Here is a 16,420-nt window from a genome sequence, read left to right as displayed (position 1 = left end):
GCCGGAGGTCAACCGACCGGGGTCAAGCGCAGGCGTTCGGCTAGTTCGTTGAAGATGTAGAAGTTGGGGATGGTGCTGACGGGGGCCAGGGACATCCATACGCCGGAGAGTTTGATGCGGATGTGGCCGCTGCGGGCGTCGATGAGTTGGATGTCTTCCCAGGACAGCGCTTCTCCGCGGAAGGTGAGGGCTTCGAGGGAGAGGGAGAGGTCGCCGAAGGGGACTGTTTCGCCGTCGTCTATGGCGGCTACCGCGGCGGGGAGTTGGGTTGCGGTGACGGCGGATTGGATGGCGCGGGCCCATTCTCGGGCGCGGGCGAAACCCTCTTCGTCGATGGTGGCTTCGACACCGCCGGGGCCGGACAGTTCCAGCAGGTAGGTGACGGGGGTGGTGTCGTGGAAGGGGATCGAGTGCTGACGCACTTCGGTGCTGTCCCAACGGAATCCGGCCACGCGCTGACCTGACCGGTAGACGGTGACGCCGTGGTCGAACAGATCGATGCGGGCCGCGCGGTTCTGCCGGTTGATCACGCCGCGGTGCAGTGCGAGAAGCACGGGCGCGGCGGCGATCACGAGCAGTGCGACGCCGCCCTGCCATCCGCCCACGGCCGCGACGATCACGCCGATGGTGGCGATACAGCCCGCGACGATGCCGCAGCCGCGCACGAAGGTGTCGTCGGCGGGGGTCGCGAGAAAGGTGTCACGGTGCGCGCCCAGGTGCTGATACTCCGACATCAGGTGTATCAGTTGGGTCAATGGCACCGCGTGCCGAGTATCGGCTACGTCCTCCGGCCTGTTCGGAGTGATCACTCGTCCCTCCAAGAGGCGTTTTCATCCGCGGCGAAGCGTATGCGAACCGGCGGAATATTGCCACCGGTACAGTACGGAAATTCTGGCCGCGACCGGGCGGAATGCCTCAGCCGATGGCAAATGCGACGAAGAACCCTGCCGCGGTGGCTATCCCGACCCACCAGCCGCCTTCGCGGTAGGCCTCGGGGATGAGCGAGTCGGCCAGCACCGCGATCGTCGCACCACCCGCGAACGCTTGGACCGTGCTGATCGCGGTCGGCGAAACGGAATCGGCGAATCCGTTGCCCAGCACCGTCACCGCGACGAGCACCGCAGCCGTCACCGCCCACAGCGCGAAGGTCCGGCCCGCCTGGAACCCGTGCTGCTCGCGCATGAGTACCGCCCCGCTCAGAGCTTCGGGCACATTGCCTGCCGCGATCGCGACGAGCAACACGAATCCGCCTCCGCCGCTCAGCGATACGCCGAGCGCGAGGTTCTCCGGCACGCCGTCGAGCACGGTCCCCAGCAGCAACGCCCAGCCGATCGCGGCGGGCCCCAGCTTGTTCTCGATGAGGTGGTTGGCGACCACGTACACCCCCGCACCGGCGAACAGCGCGCTGCCCGCGATCAGCGCACCGTCGCGGTGGAAGGCGGGCGCGAACAGTTCCTGCGACATCGCCGCGATCATCGTGCCCGCGCCGAACGCCATCATCGCGGCGAGTACGGCCTTCGGCAGCGTCCACCGCAGTCCCACCGCCACCCCGATCAGCAGCGGGACCGCGGTGCCGAGGCCGTACAGCAGGGCGGTAGACATGGGCAGAGCCTAGGCGAATCTATTCGGACCGGGACGCGCGCGGGGACCTCACCGAGGTGACGGCGGTAGACCATTCGTTCGGCGCCGAGACCGCCTTGGAACTCGCCGCCGTCTCCCATCGGGTTGCCCGCGTCGTGGTCGTCGGCCAAGCCCCCGGACTACCAGGCTGCCAGGATCCCGACGGCCGCGAAGTGGGTTGTTCGCCCGTGGGCGGTGCGCCTGGCGCAGCGGTGCTAGAACTCCGTGACGGCCGAAACGACGAATGTCCCCGGCGTGCCCGTCTGATCCAGCGGCCCACCCTTGTCGAACTGTGACGACACGATCAGTGCCCGCTCGCCCGAATGCACCATCGTCGTCGGGATATTCAGCGCGGGATCGTGGAATTCGCCGGTGCGGGTGGCGGTCGTACCGTTGTCGGTGAGGGTCCAGCGGCTGATGGTGTTGTCGAGGTTGTGGACTATCCACAGCGTGTTGTCGCGCAGGTCCAACCCGTCGCCGTGGCGCGCGTCGCCTCCGGTCAGCATGACCTTGCGGATCGGCTCCGCGCCGCCGGTGAGGTCGATGCGGTACAGCTCGGCCGCTGACATGGCGACGACGATCAGGAACTTCCCGGCCGGGTCGGCGACAATACCGTTGAGTTCGAACACCGTCGGATCACGCGGCCCGAGTGCGGTGGTCAGGTCGTAGGCGACTGTCAATGCACCCTCGGCGCCGATTACCGCCCTGTAGACGACATTGCGCATGCTGTCGGTCAGATACGCCGACCCGTCCGCGCCGAAATCCAGGTCGTTGACGAAACGCGGCGCGTCACCTGGCGCCTCGAAGCGCGCGAGCAGCGCACGTGACCCGGTGTCGTAAACACTCACGCCCACACCCGAATCGATCACCCACAGTCGACCACTCCGATCGACCTTCAGGCCGTTCGCCGTCTTCCTGCCGTCGGCGCCTGCTGGCAGGAACACCTCGGCGCGCGAAGCATCGGCAGCAGTCCGGTACACCGCGCCGTCCGCGAACGACCCGACATAGGTGTCACCGTTGCGCGGGTCCAGGCCGATGCCCTCGGGGTACACAGCGTTGCCGGGCAGTTCGTAGGCGGTGCTCAGCGTGGGGGTGGCGGGCGAGGTCCCGCATGCGGTCAGCGCCAGGCAGGCGGCGGCAGCGGCGACGGTTCTCAACATGATGAAGCCTCTCGGTGATGTAATGCCAAGTATCAAGCAATAGGCAGTAACGTAGATTAGAGTCGTTATGATCGTCAAGGGATTTACGAAGTAATGGGCGGATATCATGCAACGCATGACGTCCATGTCCGCCGCCGAGAGGCTCGGCACGTATATCAAGCGCGCCGAGCAAGCCCTGATCGCGACGAAGACGGCCGCGCTCAAACCCGCCGGGCTGACCGTCGCGCAGTACAGCGCGTTACTGCACCTCGCGGAGAATCCCGGTATCTCGGCCGCGGCCCTGGCCCGGCTGGCCGGTGTCACCCCACCGACCATGAACACCGTCCTGACCAACCTCCAGGAGCGCGGCCTGGTGGATCGGACCCCGCATGAGTGGCACAAGAACGTGCTGGAAACCCGCCTCACCGAAGAGGGGCGGACGGTGATGAACGATGCCGACGTCCGCGCGATCGCGGTGGAGCGCGCATTGGCCGAGCGATTCACCGCGGCCGAACTGGTGGCGGTGCAGGAGCTGCTCACCCGCGGCACGCAGGCGCTCGACGAGATCCGCGACAACCTGGCATAACGAAAAAGAGCCCGCCGGATGATTCCGGCGGGCTCACGCGATGTTCGAGGTCAGCGCTCGGCGGCGGCCTTCACCTTGCTCAGCGTCTGCTGCATCCCCGCGACCAGGTCGGCCTCGAACTGCTCCTCGCCACCCATGGCGACCTTGATCGTCTTCTGCAGCCAGCCGGGCAGGCCCTTGGCGTCGACGGTGCGGGTCTCGACGACGCGGGTGCCGGTAGCGGTCGGCTCGAGCTCGTAGCTCCAGACCGTGCGGTTCTCGTTCATCCGGAAAGCGAACGCCTTGTTCGGCTCGAGGCGCACGATCCGCGAGGTGGTCGGGTAGATCTTCCAGCCGACCTTGTTGACGTTGACGGTGAACGCGCCGTCGCGGACGCCACCGACCGCGACCATCTTCACTGTCGTCGGGCTGAACTCGGGCATGCGGCGCAGATCGGCGAGCACCGACCAGACTTTCTCCGGCGATGCGGCGATGTCGATACTGGCTTCGAGAGTGTTCGGCAACGGTGCCTCCGGGTATGCGTGACAGACGGTCACGCTGAGCATAGGCACCGCGCCGTCACTCGACGTCCCCCCGTGGGCGGATTTCGCCGAAGTTGTTGCCGCACATCGGTACACTCGCGGTTCACATATCGGTCGCTGCGGGTGAGTTGCCCCTGGCGAGACCGAACTTCTCGGGTCTTGTGCGCAATGACAAAAAATTCTAGAGAATTCCTGTAAAACACTCACGCTTCACATTGTGTGTCGGTATCGTCCGAGACGGCAAATGGCCAGTGACAACGAGGTCACAAAACATCGACTTGGAGTGAACATGCTTTACAACATCACTGATGATGGCAGCGACGGCAACATTTTGACCCTGCTGCTCGGACTGCTCACCAGCTCGCTCAGCAGCGGTTCGGCGCAGTCCTCCGGGAACTGAGCGAACAGCAGACAACTTTCGGCTAACGCGCGGTTGGTCGAAAGGGCAAGCCGAAGGGCCTGATCCATGACGAGGGGATCAGGCCCTTCGGTATTGTCAGCGACAATGTCACAGGATGCGAATACGGGACGAATGTATGCCGGGCAACCCGTAGAGGACCGGCAACGCCAGCGGCGTGCGCGTTTTCTGGAGTCAGGCCTGACTGTCTTCGCGCGCGACGGGTACGCCAACAGCTCGGTCGGGGCCATCTGCAAGGACGCGGGACTATCGTCTCGCCAGTTCTACGAGGAGTTCACCGGCCGCGAATCCCTGCTGCTGGAGCTGTACGAGGAGATCGACCGGCTTTCGCGCGAGGCGGTGGCCACCGCGCTCGAGGACAAGTCCGAGTCGACCGTGCTCGAGCAGATCGACGCGGCGGTACGGGCTTACGTCGAGTCGATCGGCAACGATCCGCGGAAGGCGCGGGTGGCCCTGGTGGAAGTGGTCGGAGCGGGCCCCAAGGTCGAGAAGTTCCGTCTCGAACTGCGTCGCGTCTGGGGATCGCTGCTGGCCAGCGCCGCCGAGGACGCGGCGATGCACGGCGAGATCCCCGCGGGCGATTACGAATTGCGGGTGCTCGCGATCATCGGCGCGGTGAACTATGTCGTCGACGGCTGGAGTGGCAGCGACCCGCGGCCCCCGCTCGATGAGGTGATCAAGGTGCTGAGCCGGGTGATCCTCGGCGCGGTCGGGGCTTGATGGCGCGGGCCGAGATCGTCGAGATCCAAGTACCCGACGGCAGCACCCTGCCGGTCCGACTCATCCCGGCCACCGGCGCACACCGGCATCCGGTCACCCCCGACGCACCGCGCGCGGTGGTGGTCATCGTGCCCGGCCTGGCCGTACCCGGCGAGTTCTACGAGTACTTCGGGCAGCGGCTGGCCGCCTGTGGATTCGATGTCGCCATCGGCGAACTGCGTGGTCAGGGCGAGAGCACCCACCGCCCCGATAGCGAAAGTACCTACGGCTACCACGAATTGGTCTCGGTGGACTTTCCCGCGATGCTGGCCGCGGTGCGCAACCGCTTCCCCGCCAGCACGCCGTATCTGCTCGGCCACAGCATGGGCGGGCAGCTCGCGTCGATGTACGCGGCCCGGGTGCGCGGCAGGCTCGGCGGTCTGATCCTGATCGCCTCCGGCACACCGTATTTCCGGGGGTATCGCGGGGTGTTGGGCCCGGGCATGTTGGTCGGTACCGCGGCGGTGGCGGTCGCGTCGAGCCTGGCCGGGTTCTGGCCCGGTGACATGCTCGGCAAGCGCGCGTACGGCAGGCAGTCCAAAGTGCTCATGTCGGATTGGGCGAGGTTGGCCCGCACCGGGCGATTCGTGCCAGTCGGCGCCGATATCGACTACGACGAGCGGATGTCGCGGCTGAAGTTCCCGGTGCTGTCGATCACCATCGCCGGTGACGACCTGGCCCCGCAGACCTCCGCCGATCACCTGCTGAGCAAACTGCCCGGCGCGCAGGTCACCCGGTGGTTCCAGCCGGAGGCCCTCGGGCACAACGGCTGGATCACCAATCCGGACTCCACGGTCGACGCGGTGGAGAAGTGGTTGCGCGACCGCTGACGGGTTACGCCGATCGGCGCCCTTCGATCAGCATCTGGATGAAGAACTCGTAGACCAGCGCGGACAGGTACGCCGACTGCTTGTTGTCGGCGGCGCCGCCGTGACCACCCTCGATGTTCTCGTAGTACCAGACGGTGCGCTCCTGGGACTCCAAGAGCGCGGCCATCTTTCGCGCGTGACCGGGGTGAACCCGGTCGTCGCGGGTGGAGGTGGCGAGCAGGATCGGCGGGTACTGCCTACCGGTATCGGTGTTCTGATACGGCGAGTACTCGCTGAGGTAGGCCCACTCCTGCGGCTTGTCCGGGTCGCCGTATTCGGCGACCCACGACGCACCGGCCAGCAGCAGGTGGTAGCGCTTCATGTCCAGCAACGGCACCTGGCAGACGATGGCGCCGAACAGTTCCGGGTAGCGGGTGAGCATCACGCCCATCAGCAGCCCGCCATTGCTGCCGCCGATGGCGCCGAGCCGGTCGGGGGTGGTGATGCCGCGGGTCACGAGGTCGCGTGCGATGGCGGCGAAGTCCTCGAAGGCGCGGTGACGATGCTCTTTCAGTGCGGCAGTGTGCCATTCGGGTCCGTATTCGCCGCCGCCGCGAATATTGGCCACCACATAGGTGCCGCCGCGTTCGAGCCACGCCATGCCCGTGCCGCCCAGATAGCCAGGAGTCTTGGAGATTTCGAAGCCGCCGTAGCCGTTCATGATCGTCGGGCCCGGCGTGCCGTGACGGTCGCGATGCCGAATCACGAAGTAGGGCACCGTGGTCCCGTCATCGGAGGTGGCGAAGAACTGCTCGGTCTCGATGCCGGTGGCGTCGAAGTAGCTCGGCGCCTGCCGCAACGTCACCGCCGGTTCACCGATCGCGCTGCTGAGCAGTGTGGTCGGGGTGGTGAAACCGGTTGTCATGAGCATGAACTCGTCACCGCCCTCGAGCGGGTCGAGGTTGGTCACCGAGGTGGACGACATGGCGGGGACGTCGGTGAGTTCGCTGGTCGTCCAGCCGTCCGGGCCGGGGGTGAGCACCCGAAAGCCGGTCTGCACGTCCTGCAGCGTGGACAGGATCAGGTGGTTCTCGGTCCATCCCCAACCATCCAGTGAGGTGTGCGGGTCGGGGGTGAACAGCGCTTCGAATTCTCTTGCACCGGCCAAAAACTCGTTCAGATCGGTGACGATCAGACTGCCGGGAGGGAAGGTGGTGTCGCTCGGTGTCCACTCGGTTTTCAAGCGCACCAGCAGCCAGTCGCGGTACCAGTCGACGTCCGCGTCGGTCGGGGTTTCGATCAGGCGCCACTCCCCGTCCTCGAGCAGCGACACCTCGCTGTTGAAGAAGTCGGTCGAACGGGTCAGGAAGTGTCGCTCGTAGCCGGGGTGGCGGTCGTACCCCACGCCGATCGAGACATCACTCGGCTTTCCTTCGTACACCGTTTCGGCAGCGGACAATTCGGTACCGCGCCGCCAGCGCTTGGCGATGCGCGGGTACCCGGAGTCGGTGAGCGATCCCGGCCCGAAATCGGTGCCGACATAGACGGTGTCGGCGTCGATCCAGCCGATCCGCGACTTGGCCTCCGGCACGAAGAACCCGCCGTCTTCTGGTGCGATGAATTGCCGTGTGGTCAGGTCGAATTCGCGCTCGACGTTGGCATCGGCACCACCTCGGGACAGATGGATGATGGCGCGTTCCTGCGAGGGACGCAGCACCGCGGCGCCCGCCCACACCCAGTTCTCGCCGTCGGCCTCGGCCAGCGCGTCCACATCGATCAGCACATCCCACTCGGGCTCACCGGTGGCGTAGGACGCGAAAGTGGTCCGTCGCCACAACCCACGCTGATGCTGCGCGTCGCGCCAGAAGTTGTACAGCCACGGCCCGCGCTTGCCCGGGTAGGCGATCTTGGTGTCGTCGTCGAGCATCGCGAGCATGCGACGCTCCAGATCGGCGAATCGGTCGGTCGCCGCGAACCGCTGCCCGACCACCTCGTTGCGGGCGCGCGCCCAGTCCAGCGCGCCCTCGTCGGTCACGTCCTCGAGCCAGAGATAGGGATCGGTCACGTTCTCTTCAACGCCGCTCATCCCCATATTGTTGCCGATGTGCGGATTCGCCTGTCGGGCGCGCTGTGGTCACCACTGGTGAGCGACGTCGATGACCACGCGTGTCGGGTTGTCGAGGGTGCTGACGCGGAACGGGAGGCGGGCGCGGACGCCGAGACCGATCGTGGACTGGCCCTCGAACGAGACCGCCCAGGCGAGCTGGCGGAAGGTTCGATAGCCGTTGACGTCGGCCAGCTCTGTGCGGTCGGCGGGGCGGTAGGTCATGTTGCCCGCGTCGTCATGGGCCGGTGCGTTGACCGTCACCTGGAGGAACGCGCCGCCACGCAAGGGGACGGGCGCACCGGAGCCGTCCTCGGTGACGGTGCCGACATAGCGCACCAGGTAGCCCGCCGACGGGCCTGCCAGGTCGACGACCATGCGGTCGAAGCACTCGTGACGGCCCGCCCGCACAGCGGTGAGGGTGGCCGGGGAATAGGTCGGATTCGATGTGTCCTGTGAGCCCCAGACGAGCCCGCAGTAGGACGGGGCAGCGGTCGCGGGCAGGGTCGAGAGGCCGACGCAGGCGGCGAGTGTGGCGAGCAGGACGAGGAAGCGACGCATGTCGCACCGCCTTTGAACTGGGCCCTCTGGTGGGGGGCGGAGTACTCGTCTATCGGACGAATCCGCGGCCGCGTTAGCGGCGGTTCGGTGTCGAATGCGCCGCGAAACGTAGGATCGCAGGTCACGAATCAACCGGAGGTGGATGTGTTCCTGTGGGAGCAGCACTGTTGTCTGCCGTTGCGGCCGACCGCGCGGGTCGCGGACCTGGCCCGGTACCCGGTGGGCTCGTATCTGTCGGTGAACGTCGGGTACTCGGCGGAGAGCAAGGCCGATTCCCTCGCATTGCTGCACCAGTTCCGTGGCGAGGCGCTGGCCGACCCGCGATTCCGGCTGGTCGAGCGATTCGCCGATACCGTTGCGCCCGAGGTGATCGCGCTGGCCTTCGACCTGGAGGACTCGGCCCCGCTCGAGGGCGACCTCGACAATGTCGAGCTGTTCTACGGGCTGGGTGTGCGCTCGCTGCTGCCGACCTACAACCACGCCAACGCGGCAGGCTGCGGCTGCCTCGACACCGTGGACACCGGTCTCACCGGCTACGGAAAAGACTTGGTACGCAAGCTCAATGAGGTGGGCATGTTCGCCGACGGGTCGCACTGTTCACGACGCACCGGCCTGGACCTGTCCACCCACACGTCCGTACCGATGATCTACAGCCACTCGAACTTCGCCGCGCTGCACGAGCATCCGCGCAACATCGACGACGAGCAGGCACGCGCGTGTGCCGCGACCGGTGGGGTGATCGGCATCAACGGTGTCGGGATCTTCCTTGGGTGCAATGACCCGGGTGCGCGCACCGAGCGCGTGACGGCGATGGCCGATCAGATCCGCTACGGCGTCGACCTGGTTGGCATCGACCACATCGGGATCGGCTCGGACTACTCGTTCGACGGTCACCAGTTCAACGAGGAGATCAGCGAGAACCCCGGTGCGTTCTCCGACGCCTACACCAAGTGGGGCCCGCTGCAGTGGACTCCGCCAGAGGACCTACTCGGCGAATCCGACGTCCCCGGGCTGGACGACCTCCTCGCCGAGCGCGGCTTCACTCCCACCGAACGCGCGGCCGTCTTCGGCGGCAACTTCGCCCGCGTCGCGAGCCTGGTCTGGCGCGAGTGAGGTTGGACGGTTGATCACCAGGCCCTCAGGGAGGCATCGCCCGAGAAGGAAAATCCACCAGGGCCTAGTGATCGACTGACCAGTAGTGGTCATAGGCATCCGGGCCGGTGGTCAGGCGAGGTGGACGAGCATTTTGCCGGTGTTGGCACCGGTGAGGACGCCGAGGAAGGCGGCGGGGGCCTGGTCGAGGCCCTCGTACACGGTTTCGGTGGTGCGCAGGGTGCCGTCGGTGAGCCAACCCGCGGCCTTGGCGATGTATTCGCCGAAGATCGGGAAGTGGCTCGTCACCAGCATGCCGCGCAGGGTGGCCTCCTTCGTAGCGGCGAGGTAGAGATCGGGGGTCTGCTGGGTGGTGGCGCCGTTGTAGCCGCTGATCGCGCCGACCAGGGCTATGCGGCCGTGCTGGTTGAGTGCCTCGATGGCGACCTTCAGGTGTTCGCCGCCGACACTGTCGAGATAGACGTCCACCCCCTCGGGCGCCGCAGCCGCGAGCTGACCACCGAGATCGCCTGCGCGGTAGTCGATCGCCGCGTCGAAACCGAACTCCGCGAGCAACGTTCGGGCCTTGGCGGGACCACCGGCTGAACCGATCACCCGCTTCGCCCCGAGTGCCTTGGCGATCTGGCCGGCCACGCTGCCGACAGCTCCCGCGGCGGCCGAGATGAACACGGTGTCGCCGGGCTCGACCGGGGCGACATCGGTGAGTGCGGCGTAGGCGGTGAGGCCGGTGGTGCCGAGCGCGCCCAGAAAGTGCTGCGGCGCAGCGAGTTCTGGATCTATCAGGGTGACGGTGGCGGCGTCGACGATGGCGTGTTCGCGCCAGCCGGCGAAGTGCGAGACCGTGGCGCCGACCGCGATATCGGCCGAGCGGGACGCGATCACCTCGCCGACCGCTGAACCCTCGAGGGCCGCACCCAGTTCGAAGGGCGGAATGTAGGACGCCTTGTCGTCCATTCGGCCGCGCATGTACGGGTCGACCGACATCCAGGTGTTACGCACCAGAAGCTGGCCATCGGCGAGTTCCGGCAGCTCCCGCTCCACCAGGGCGAAATCGCCGGCGACCGGTGCGCCGTTCGGACGGGCGGCGAGGTGGATCTCGCGGGTGAAGGTGGGCAGTGCGCGGATGGCCGTGTTCGACATGATCGAGCCTTCTTTCGAGGTCAGCCGGGGTTTCTCGCCGGTGACAACTACGCTATGACCCGCGATCCGACCGCACGAGGTCCTCGCACGCCAGCACCCGGTCCCTTCGCGCCACCTCGTGCGGGGCAGCGCCGACTGATTCACCAGTCGCGCGGTGCACGTACTACAGAATTCGCCGAGTGGCATGGCCGATGCTGATCGCGTGGCCCTGTCCGCGCAGCATGGTGGATCAGGGTGCTGAGGGGTCGACTGCGCCGGTCCATCGGTGGAGGGCTTTTCGTAGGGCACGGTCGTCGGTGAAAGCCAGGCGCTGGGCGATAACGCTCTTCGTGAAGCCTTGGTCCAGCAGGTTTTTCGCGCGTTCGTGGCGGAGCAGGTCCAGTTCGTCGCGCCAGGACGTGCCGTGTTCGGCGAGGTGGCGCTGCAGGGTGCGCTGGCTCATGGCCAGGCTTTTCGCGACGCGGGGCAGGGCTGGGTCGCCCGCGTCCAGTGCCGCGCCGAGGGCGATGCGAAAGGCATCGAGGGGGTCGGCGATCGGACGGGCGCAGGCGAGGACCAGGTCGGCGTGGCTGCGCATCAGGTCGGCCAGCATCGGATCCGCGCGGGCGAGCGGTGCGTTGGCGTCGTCGGCGTGGAAGGTGATCGCGTCTGCCGCAGCGTCGAATTCGATGTCGGCGGTACCGAATACGGCGATCAGACCGGTGTGATCCGCCGGTGCGGCGTGGCCGAAACTCACCCGGGTCGGCACGAGTGGGCGGCCGATCGCCTCGCGCGCGCGGCGCAGGTAGTAGGCGAGCACGTACTCGTTGACCACCGTGGCCACCGCCGGATCACCGGCTGATGTCCGGTAGCCGACGGTGAGATCCCCGTCGCCGGAAAGATCGAATCCCTCGGTCGCGGCGGTCACCAGGCGGTGGTACGGCTGGGCCGCGCGCAGCGAATCCGCCAGTGTCGCACCGGTTGTCACCAGGTAGTCCCAGGTGTTGAGTGAGCCGAGTGGGGCCGCCGCGGCGATCGCCGCCCCCGAGCCTGCGCCGGGTCGTGCCTGCGCGATCAACTCCCACAACCTGAGCAGCGAACTCATCGGAATCCGATTGAGCTCCCCGCGCAGAATCACCTCGTCGATACCGGCCACCCGGGCCAGCTGATTTTCGGCCGCGCCCGCCGCCCTGGCCGCCCGCACGAGCAGCCGGACGAGATGGGTCGAGGCCGTGCCGTCGAGCCGGCTACCGATTCCGCCCGCCGACCCAGCACCGCTCACCATCTCGACCTTACTGGCCGGGTCGTCGCCATCGCCGAGCTCGGCGACCAGCGGTTCCCGAACGTGCGCGTCGACAGGTGGTCGGGTGCACATCTCACCGATGTGGGGGACGGGTGGGTGAACTCCACCGAACAGAGTTAGGCTCGGTGACGTGACTTCCCACTACGATGTCGTCGTTCTCGGCGCTGGTCCCGGCGGATATGTCGCCGCGATCCGTGCCGCTCAACTCGGCCTGCGAACAGCGATTGTCGAGCAGAAATACTGGGGTGGCGTGTGCCTGAACGTGGGCTGCATCCCGTCCAAGGCACTGCTGCGCAACGCCGAGCTGGCCCATATCTTCCACAAGGAAGCCAAGACCTTCGGCATCTCCGGTGAGGTCAGCTTCGACTTCGGTGTCGCCTTCGATCGCAGCCGCAAGGTGGCCGACGGTCGGGTCAAGGGCGTGCACTTCCTGATGAAGAAGAACAAGATCGACGAGTTCGACGGTCTCGGTACCTTCACCGGCCCGAACTCGATCGATGTCGCCCTGACCAAGGGCGGCGCCGAGACGATCACGTTCGACAATGCCATCATCGCCACCGGCACCACCACCAAGCTGCTGCCGGGCACCGAGCTCTCCGAGAACGTGGTCACCTACGAGGAGCAGATCCTCACCCGTGAGCTACCCGGCTCGATCTTGATCGTCGGCGCGGGCGCCATCGGCATGGAGTTCGCCTACGTCCTCAAGAACTACGGCGTCGACGTGCGGATCGTCGAGTTCCTCGACCGCGCGCTGCCCAACGAGGACGCCGACGTCTCCAAAGAGATCACCAAGCAGTACAAGAAGCTCGGCATCACCATCAGCACCGGTGCCGCCGTGCAGTCGATCGACGACGACGGCTCCAAGGTCACCGTCCAGATCAAGGACAACAAGTCCGGCGCGATCGAGACCGTCACGGTCGACAAGGTGCTGCAGGCCGTCGGCTTCGCGCCGCGGGTGGAGGGCTACGGCCTCGAGACCACCGGCGTCGCGCTCACCGAGCGTGGTGCCATCGAGATCGACGACTACATGCGCACCAATGTGGCGCACATCTACGCGATCGGTGACGTCACAGCCAAGCTGCAGCTCGCCCACGTGGCGGAGGCGCAGGGCGTGGTCGCGGCCGAGACCATCGGCGGCGCCGAGACGATGCCCCTCGGTGACTACCGGATGATGCCGCGCGCCACCTTCTGCCAGCCGCAGGTCGCCAGCTTCGGTCTCACCGAGCAGCAGGCCCGCGACGAGGGCTACGACGTGAAGGTCGCGACCTTCCCGTTCATGGCCAACGGCAAGGCGCACGGTCTCGGCGACCCGACCGGCTTCGTGAAGCTGATCTCCGACAACGCGCACGGCGAACTCATCGGTGGCCACCTGATCGGCCCCGACGCGTCCGAGCTGCTGCCGGAGCTCACGCTGGCGCAGAAGTGGGACCTCACGGTCAACGAGCTCGCCCGCAATGTGCACACGCATCCGACGTTGAGCGAGGCTGTGCAGGAAGCGCTCCACGGCCTCGCGGGGCACATGATCAATCTCTGAGATATCGGCTGATGGGCCGGGCACGCGGATCGCGCGCCCGGCCCTTTTGGTTTCTATTCGGTCTTTTTCTCGGTGTTGATTTGGTGAATCGGGTTCGATAACCGATGATCAACAACACCTCCAGGTAAGTTCTCCACGCTCGTGTTCGACATGTTCGTGTTCCATGAGATGGTCCCCTCACCCGGGTTGACTCGCGGTGGCGGGCACGGTTGAGAGGTTACGACTCGATGAGCAAGCGCATTCTCGGTTGGGCAGCACGTTGCGCGGCGATCGCCGCGGTGGCTGTGGCCGGACTCGGCACGGTGACACCGGCCGTGGCTGAACCTCTTTTCCCCGGTGGACCAGATGTCCCGGGTGTTCCCGCCCTTGTTCCCACCGCATCGCCGTGCCCGGTTGTCGAAGCCAGGGCCTGCCTGCGGCTGTCGACGAACGAGGCATGGCTGGTCGACAACGGCCGGGTGATCTTCGGGCCGACGCCGATCTCGCACGGCATGGCCGGATACGAAACCCCGCCCGCCGTGACCAAGATTTCCTTCAAGCGGGAATTCCACTGGAGCACGATGCACAATGCGCCGATGCGCTGGGCCACGTTCTTCAATGGCGACATGGCATTCCACGTGGGACCGGTCGATTCGAAATCGCACGGCTGTGTGCGCATGACCGAAGACGGCGCCCACCGCTTCTTCGACTACCTGAAGCCGGGCGACATCACCCAGGTGATCGTGTAAGTACACGGTCGTACTCACCGGGCCGAACCGACCCGGTGAGTTAGCGTCTGCCCATGCGTAAGTGGTTGATCAGCGTGGCTGTCGGGATCGTTGTGGTTTTGGCGGTGGCGGCAGGTTTGTATGTGCTGATGAATTCGCGGACCTATCAGGTGGCGGGGCGGCTGGTCGATCGGGTCGACACCGACGAGAAGGTCGTCGCGTTGACCTTCGATGACGGCCCGACCGCGCGGACGCCGGAAGTGTTGCGGGTGCTGGGGGAATCGCGGGTACCCGCGACCTTCTACCTCGTCGGCGAAGATCTGGCCGCGCATCCCGAATACGGTGCGGCGATCGTGGGCGCCGGTCACGAGCTCGGCAATCACACCTATTCGCACCGGCGGATGGTGCTGGTTTCCGGCGACACCGTGCGCGATGAGGTCGAGCGGACCGACACCGAGATCCGTCGTGCCGGGTATCAGGGGCCCATCACCTTTCGCCCGCCCTACGGCAAGAAGCTGTGGGCGCTGCCGCGTTACCTGGCCGACCACGATCGCACCACGGTGACCTGGGATGTGGAGCCTGATTCCGCGGGTGGCGCGTCCCGCGAGGCCATCGTCGGTGACGCGATGGGCAAGACCCGGCCGGGTTCGATCATCCTGCTGCACGTCATGTACGGCGCCGAGTCCCTTGCCGCGGTGCCCGAGATCGTGAACGGGTTGCGTGCGAAGGGCTACCGGTTCGTCACTGTCTCAGAGCTGCTCGCGCGGTGAGCTGATCCTGGACGCCCCGGCGCGGTGATAGCTCTCCTGCGCGGCACGGACCGCGTCCATGTTGGATTCGAGGACGACGACCAGCGATCGCAGTTGGCCCGCCACCTCCTCGCCCAGTGTTGTGAGGGTGTACTCGACGCGGGGTGGGATCGCTTCCAGCACCTCGCGATGGACCATGCCGTCGCGTTCGAGTGCCTGCAGGGTCTGCGAGAGCATGCGCTCGCTCACACCGTCGACTCGACGGCGTAGGGCACTGAAGCGGACCGGACCGTCGAGCAGCGCGACCAGGGCCAGCACGCCCCACCGTCCGGCGATGTTCTGCAGGACCGGGCGAGAATCACAATTGCGCGCGAAGACGTCGGCTTCCAGCGTGGGGTCGTGATCCGCGGGGGACGTCTCGGGCATGCACCCATTCTACCCACTTGACGGTAGCGCCCCACAAGTCCATAGTACTTACTAATAGTTAGCACTAAGGCGATGGAGGCAGCAATGACCGTGGCAGTGACAGCAGCAAGCGGAAAGCTCGGCCGGTTGGTCGTGGAGGCTCTGCTCGACGCGGGGGAGCGACCGGTCGCGATCGTGCGCGATCCGCGGAAAGTGGCCGATCTGGCCGCGCGCGGTGCCGTCGTGCGCCAGGCGACCTACGACGATCCGGCCGCCCTCGATGCCGCCTTGGCTGGCGTGAATCGCGTGCTGCTGATCTCGGGCAATGAGTTCGGTCAGCGAATTACCCAGCACACCAATGTCATTCGTGCCGCCGAGCGTGCCGGTGTCGAACTGCTCGCCTACACCAGCATCCCGCGCGCCGACAGCAATCCGATGGTGCTGGCCGCCGAGCATCGCGGTACCGAAGAGGTGCTGGCCACCGCCTCGGTACCGACGGTGCTGCTGCGCAACGGGTGGTACTGGGAGAACTACGGCGGTTCCGTCGCGCACGCGGCGCAGGTCGGTGTCCTGCACGGGGCAATGGGCGATGGCCGCGTCTCGGGCGCCGCCCGTGCCGACTACGCCGAAGCCGCCGCGCGCGTGCTCACCAGCGAAGGACACGAGGGTCGGGTCTACGAACTGGGTGGCGACGAGGCGCTGACCGGCGCGGATCTGGCCGCCGCGATCGCCGAGGCGCAGGGTGCCACGGTCAGCTACGCGAACCTCACTCAGGACGACTACACGGCGGCCCTGCGCGCGGCGGGCCTGGACGACCAGTACGCCGCCGTCCTCGCCGACGCCGACGCCCGCATCGGTGAGGGCGTACTGGAGGTGAACACCGGCGACCTCAGCAAGATCCTCGGCCGCCCCGCCACCTCGGCCGCCACAGTCTTCGCTCGGTAGTCGCCCAGCGGCACCTACTCGGGACAAG

17 protein-coding genes are annotated in these 16,420 nt (G+C 66.6%); 8 read left to right on the top strand and 9 right to left on the bottom strand.

Features of this window, described 5'->3' with window-relative positions; all coding sequences use genetic code 11:
* Window positions 1-8: 8 nt before the first annotated feature.
* The 3 genes from ACLJPD_RS07600 to ACLJPD_RS07590 form a co-directional block, all read right to left on the bottom strand.
* Window positions 9-809: a DUF6585 family protein gene (locus ACLJPD_RS07600; RefSeq protein ID WP_410871065.1), complete on the bottom strand. Its 801-nt coding sequence runs from the start codon at window positions 807-809 to the stop codon at window positions 9-11.
* Between the two features lie 106 nt (window positions 810-915).
* On the bottom strand, window positions 916-1,602 hold the full coding sequence (locus tag ACLJPD_RS07595) for a ZIP family metal transporter (RefSeq protein WP_410871063.1): 687 nt from the start codon (window positions 1,600-1,602) through the stop codon (window positions 916-918).
* 233 nt (window positions 1,603-1,835) lie between these two features.
* Window positions 1,836-2,906: an SMP-30/gluconolactonase/LRE family protein gene (locus ACLJPD_RS07590; protein ID WP_410871061.1), complete on the bottom strand. Its 1,071-nt coding sequence runs from the start codon at window positions 2,904-2,906 to the stop codon at window positions 1,836-1,838.
* On the opposite strand from ACLJPD_RS07590, the gene ACLJPD_RS07585 reads away from it, so the two are divergent.
* Complete coding sequence (locus ACLJPD_RS07585) at window positions 2,896-3,345, top strand: MarR family winged helix-turn-helix transcriptional regulator (protein ID WP_410871059.1); 450 nt, start codon at window positions 2,896-2,898, stop codon at window positions 3,343-3,345. The two genes, ACLJPD_RS07590 and ACLJPD_RS07585, sit on opposite strands and share 11 nt — an antisense overlap.
* Window positions 3,346-3,395: 50 nt before the next feature.
* On the opposite strand, the gene ACLJPD_RS07580 is transcribed toward ACLJPD_RS07585, so the two are convergent.
* The gene (locus ACLJPD_RS07580) at window positions 3,396-3,848 is read right to left on the bottom strand and encodes an SRPBCC family protein (protein WP_410871057.1); all 453 of its coding nucleotides are present in this window, start codon (window positions 3,846-3,848) and stop codon (window positions 3,396-3,398) included.
* A gap of 523 nt (window positions 3,849-4,371) precedes the next feature.
* On the opposite strand from ACLJPD_RS07580, the gene ACLJPD_RS07575 reads away from it, so the two are divergent.
* Together ACLJPD_RS07575 and ACLJPD_RS07570 are read left to right on the top strand one after the other, a co-directional pair.
* Window positions 4,372-5,004 carry a TetR/AcrR family transcriptional regulator gene (locus ACLJPD_RS07575; RefSeq protein ID WP_410871055.1) on the top strand — a complete coding sequence of 211 codons (633 nt, stop codon included), beginning with the start codon at window positions 4,372-4,374 and terminating at the stop codon, window positions 5,002-5,004.
* Complete coding sequence (locus ACLJPD_RS07570; protein ID WP_410871054.1) at window positions 5,004-5,873, top strand: alpha/beta fold hydrolase; 870 nt, start codon at window positions 5,004-5,006, stop codon at window positions 5,871-5,873. Before ACLJPD_RS07575 ends, ACLJPD_RS07570 begins: the two co-directional genes overlap by 1 nt.
* Window positions 5,874-5,877: 4 nt before the next feature.
* Here the strand turns inward: ACLJPD_RS07570 and ACLJPD_RS07565 are convergent, their stop codons facing one another.
* Window positions 5,878-7,938, bottom strand: coding sequence for a prolyl oligopeptidase family serine peptidase (locus tag ACLJPD_RS07565; protein ID WP_410871052.1), 2,061 nt, complete (start codon window positions 7,936-7,938; stop codon window positions 5,878-5,880).
* A gap of 48 nt (window positions 7,939-7,986) precedes the next feature.
* Window positions 7,987-8,517, bottom strand: coding sequence for a hypothetical protein (locus tag ACLJPD_RS07560; protein ID WP_410871050.1), 531 nt, complete (start codon window positions 8,515-8,517; stop codon window positions 7,987-7,989).
* Window positions 8,518-8,655: 138 nt separating this feature from the next.
* Here ACLJPD_RS07560 and ACLJPD_RS07555 point away from each other — a divergent pair, with 138 nt between their 5' ends.
* Window positions 8,656-9,630 carry a dipeptidase gene (locus ACLJPD_RS07555; protein WP_410871048.1) on the top strand — a complete coding sequence of 325 codons (975 nt, stop codon included), beginning with the start codon at window positions 8,656-8,658 and terminating at the stop codon, window positions 9,628-9,630.
* Between the two features lie 111 nt (window positions 9,631-9,741).
* Here the strand turns inward: ACLJPD_RS07555 and ACLJPD_RS07550 are convergent, their stop codons facing one another.
* Both ACLJPD_RS07550 and ACLJPD_RS07545 read right to left on the bottom strand, forming a co-directional pair.
* Entirely contained in the window at window positions 9,742-10,770 is a 1,029-nt protein-coding gene (locus ACLJPD_RS07550; RefSeq protein ID WP_410871046.1) for an NADP-dependent oxidoreductase, read from the bottom strand.
* Window positions 10,771-10,999: 229 nt separating this feature from the next.
* Window positions 11,000-12,124: an AraC family transcriptional regulator ligand-binding domain-containing protein gene (locus ACLJPD_RS07545; protein ID WP_410871044.1), complete on the bottom strand. Its 1,125-nt coding sequence runs from the start codon at window positions 12,122-12,124 to the stop codon at window positions 11,000-11,002.
* A 58-nt stretch (window positions 12,125-12,182) separates the two neighbouring features.
* Here ACLJPD_RS07545 and lpdA point away from each other — a divergent pair, with 58 nt between their 5' ends.
* The 3 genes from lpdA to ACLJPD_RS07530 all read left to right on the top strand — a co-directional run bounded on the left by lpdA (window position 12,183) and on the right by ACLJPD_RS07530 (window position 15,063).
* The gene (gene lpdA / locus ACLJPD_RS07540) at window positions 12,183-13,586 is read left to right on the top strand and encodes a dihydrolipoyl dehydrogenase (protein ID WP_410871042.1); all 1,404 of its coding nucleotides are present in this window, start codon (window positions 12,183-12,185) and stop codon (window positions 13,584-13,586) included.
* A gap of 227 nt (window positions 13,587-13,813) precedes the next feature.
* A complete protein-coding gene (locus ACLJPD_RS07535; protein WP_410871041.1) occupies window positions 13,814-14,314 on the top strand; it encodes a L,D-transpeptidase in 501 nt (166 codons plus the stop codon).
* Window positions 14,315-14,367: 53 nt separating this feature from the next.
* Entirely contained in the window at window positions 14,368-15,063 is a 696-nt protein-coding gene (locus ACLJPD_RS07530; RefSeq protein WP_410871039.1) for a polysaccharide deacetylase family protein, read from the top strand.
* On the opposite strand, the gene ACLJPD_RS07525 is transcribed toward ACLJPD_RS07530, so the two are convergent.
* Entirely contained in the window at window positions 15,043-15,468 is a 426-nt protein-coding gene (locus ACLJPD_RS07525; RefSeq protein WP_410871038.1) for a winged helix-turn-helix transcriptional regulator, read from the bottom strand. The two genes, ACLJPD_RS07530 and ACLJPD_RS07525, sit on opposite strands and share 21 nt — an antisense overlap.
* Window positions 15,469-15,552: 84 nt before the next feature.
* Between ACLJPD_RS07525 and ACLJPD_RS07520 the strand changes: the two genes are divergently transcribed.
* A complete protein-coding gene (locus ACLJPD_RS07520) occupies window positions 15,553-16,392 on the top strand; it encodes an NmrA family NAD(P)-binding protein (protein WP_410871037.1) in 840 nt (279 codons plus the stop codon).
* Window positions 16,393-16,420: the final 28 nt, after the last annotated feature.

Origin of the sequence: Nocardia sp. A7 (assembly GCF_046549215.1) — a bacterium.
GTDB lineage: Bacteria > Actinomycetota > Actinomycetes > Mycobacteriales > Mycobacteriaceae > Nocardia.
Note: the sequence above shows the minus strand (reverse complement) of the source record. Positions and strands in the feature narration are given on the sequence as shown.

What these genes read in the sequence shown, in the direction of transcription:
- ACLJPD_RS07520 (WP_410871037.1), top strand. Translation starts at nt 15,553, where the DNA reads ATGACCGTGGCAGTGACAGCAGCAAGCGGAAAGCTCGGCCGGTTGGTC.
- ACLJPD_RS07530 (WP_410871039.1), top strand. Translation starts at nt 14,368, where the DNA reads ATGCGTAAGTGGTTGATCAGCGTGGCTGTCGGGATCGTTGTGGTTTTG.
- ACLJPD_RS07550 (WP_410871046.1), bottom strand. Translation starts at nt 10,770, where the DNA reads ATGTCGAACACGGCCATCCGCGCACTGCCCACCTTCACCCGCGAGATC.
- ACLJPD_RS07565 (WP_410871052.1), bottom strand. Translation starts at nt 7,938, where the DNA reads ATGAGCGGCGTTGAAGAGAACGTGACCGATCCCTATCTCTGGCTCGAG.
- ACLJPD_RS07560 (WP_410871050.1), bottom strand. Translation starts at nt 8,517, where the DNA reads ATGCGTCGCTTCCTCGTCCTGCTCGCCACACTCGCCGCCTGCGTCGGC.
- ACLJPD_RS07585 (WP_410871059.1), top strand. Translation starts at nt 2,896, where the DNA reads ATGACGTCCATGTCCGCCGCCGAGAGGCTCGGCACGTATATCAAGCGC.
- ACLJPD_RS07575 (WP_410871055.1), top strand. Translation starts at nt 4,372, where the DNA reads ATGTCACAGGATGCGAATACGGGACGAATGTATGCCGGGCAACCCGTA.
- ACLJPD_RS07545 (WP_410871044.1), bottom strand. Translation starts at nt 12,124, where the DNA reads ATGTGCACCCGACCACCTGTCGACGCGCACGTTCGGGAACCGCTGGTC.
- ACLJPD_RS07590 (WP_410871061.1), bottom strand. Translation starts at nt 2,906, where the DNA reads ATGGACGTCATGCGTTGCATGATATCCGCCCATTACTTCGTAAATCCC.
- ACLJPD_RS07570 (WP_410871054.1), top strand. Translation starts at nt 5,004, where the DNA reads ATGGCGCGGGCCGAGATCGTCGAGATCCAAGTACCCGACGGCAGCACC.
- ACLJPD_RS07595 (WP_410871063.1), bottom strand. Translation starts at nt 1,602, where the DNA reads ATGTCTACCGCCCTGCTGTACGGCCTCGGCACCGCGGTCCCGCTGCTG.
- ACLJPD_RS07525 (WP_410871038.1), bottom strand. Translation starts at nt 15,468, where the DNA reads ATGCCCGAGACGTCCCCCGCGGATCACGACCCCACGCTGGAAGCCGAC.
- ACLJPD_RS07535 (WP_410871041.1), top strand. Translation starts at nt 13,814, where the DNA reads ATGAGCAAGCGCATTCTCGGTTGGGCAGCACGTTGCGCGGCGATCGCC.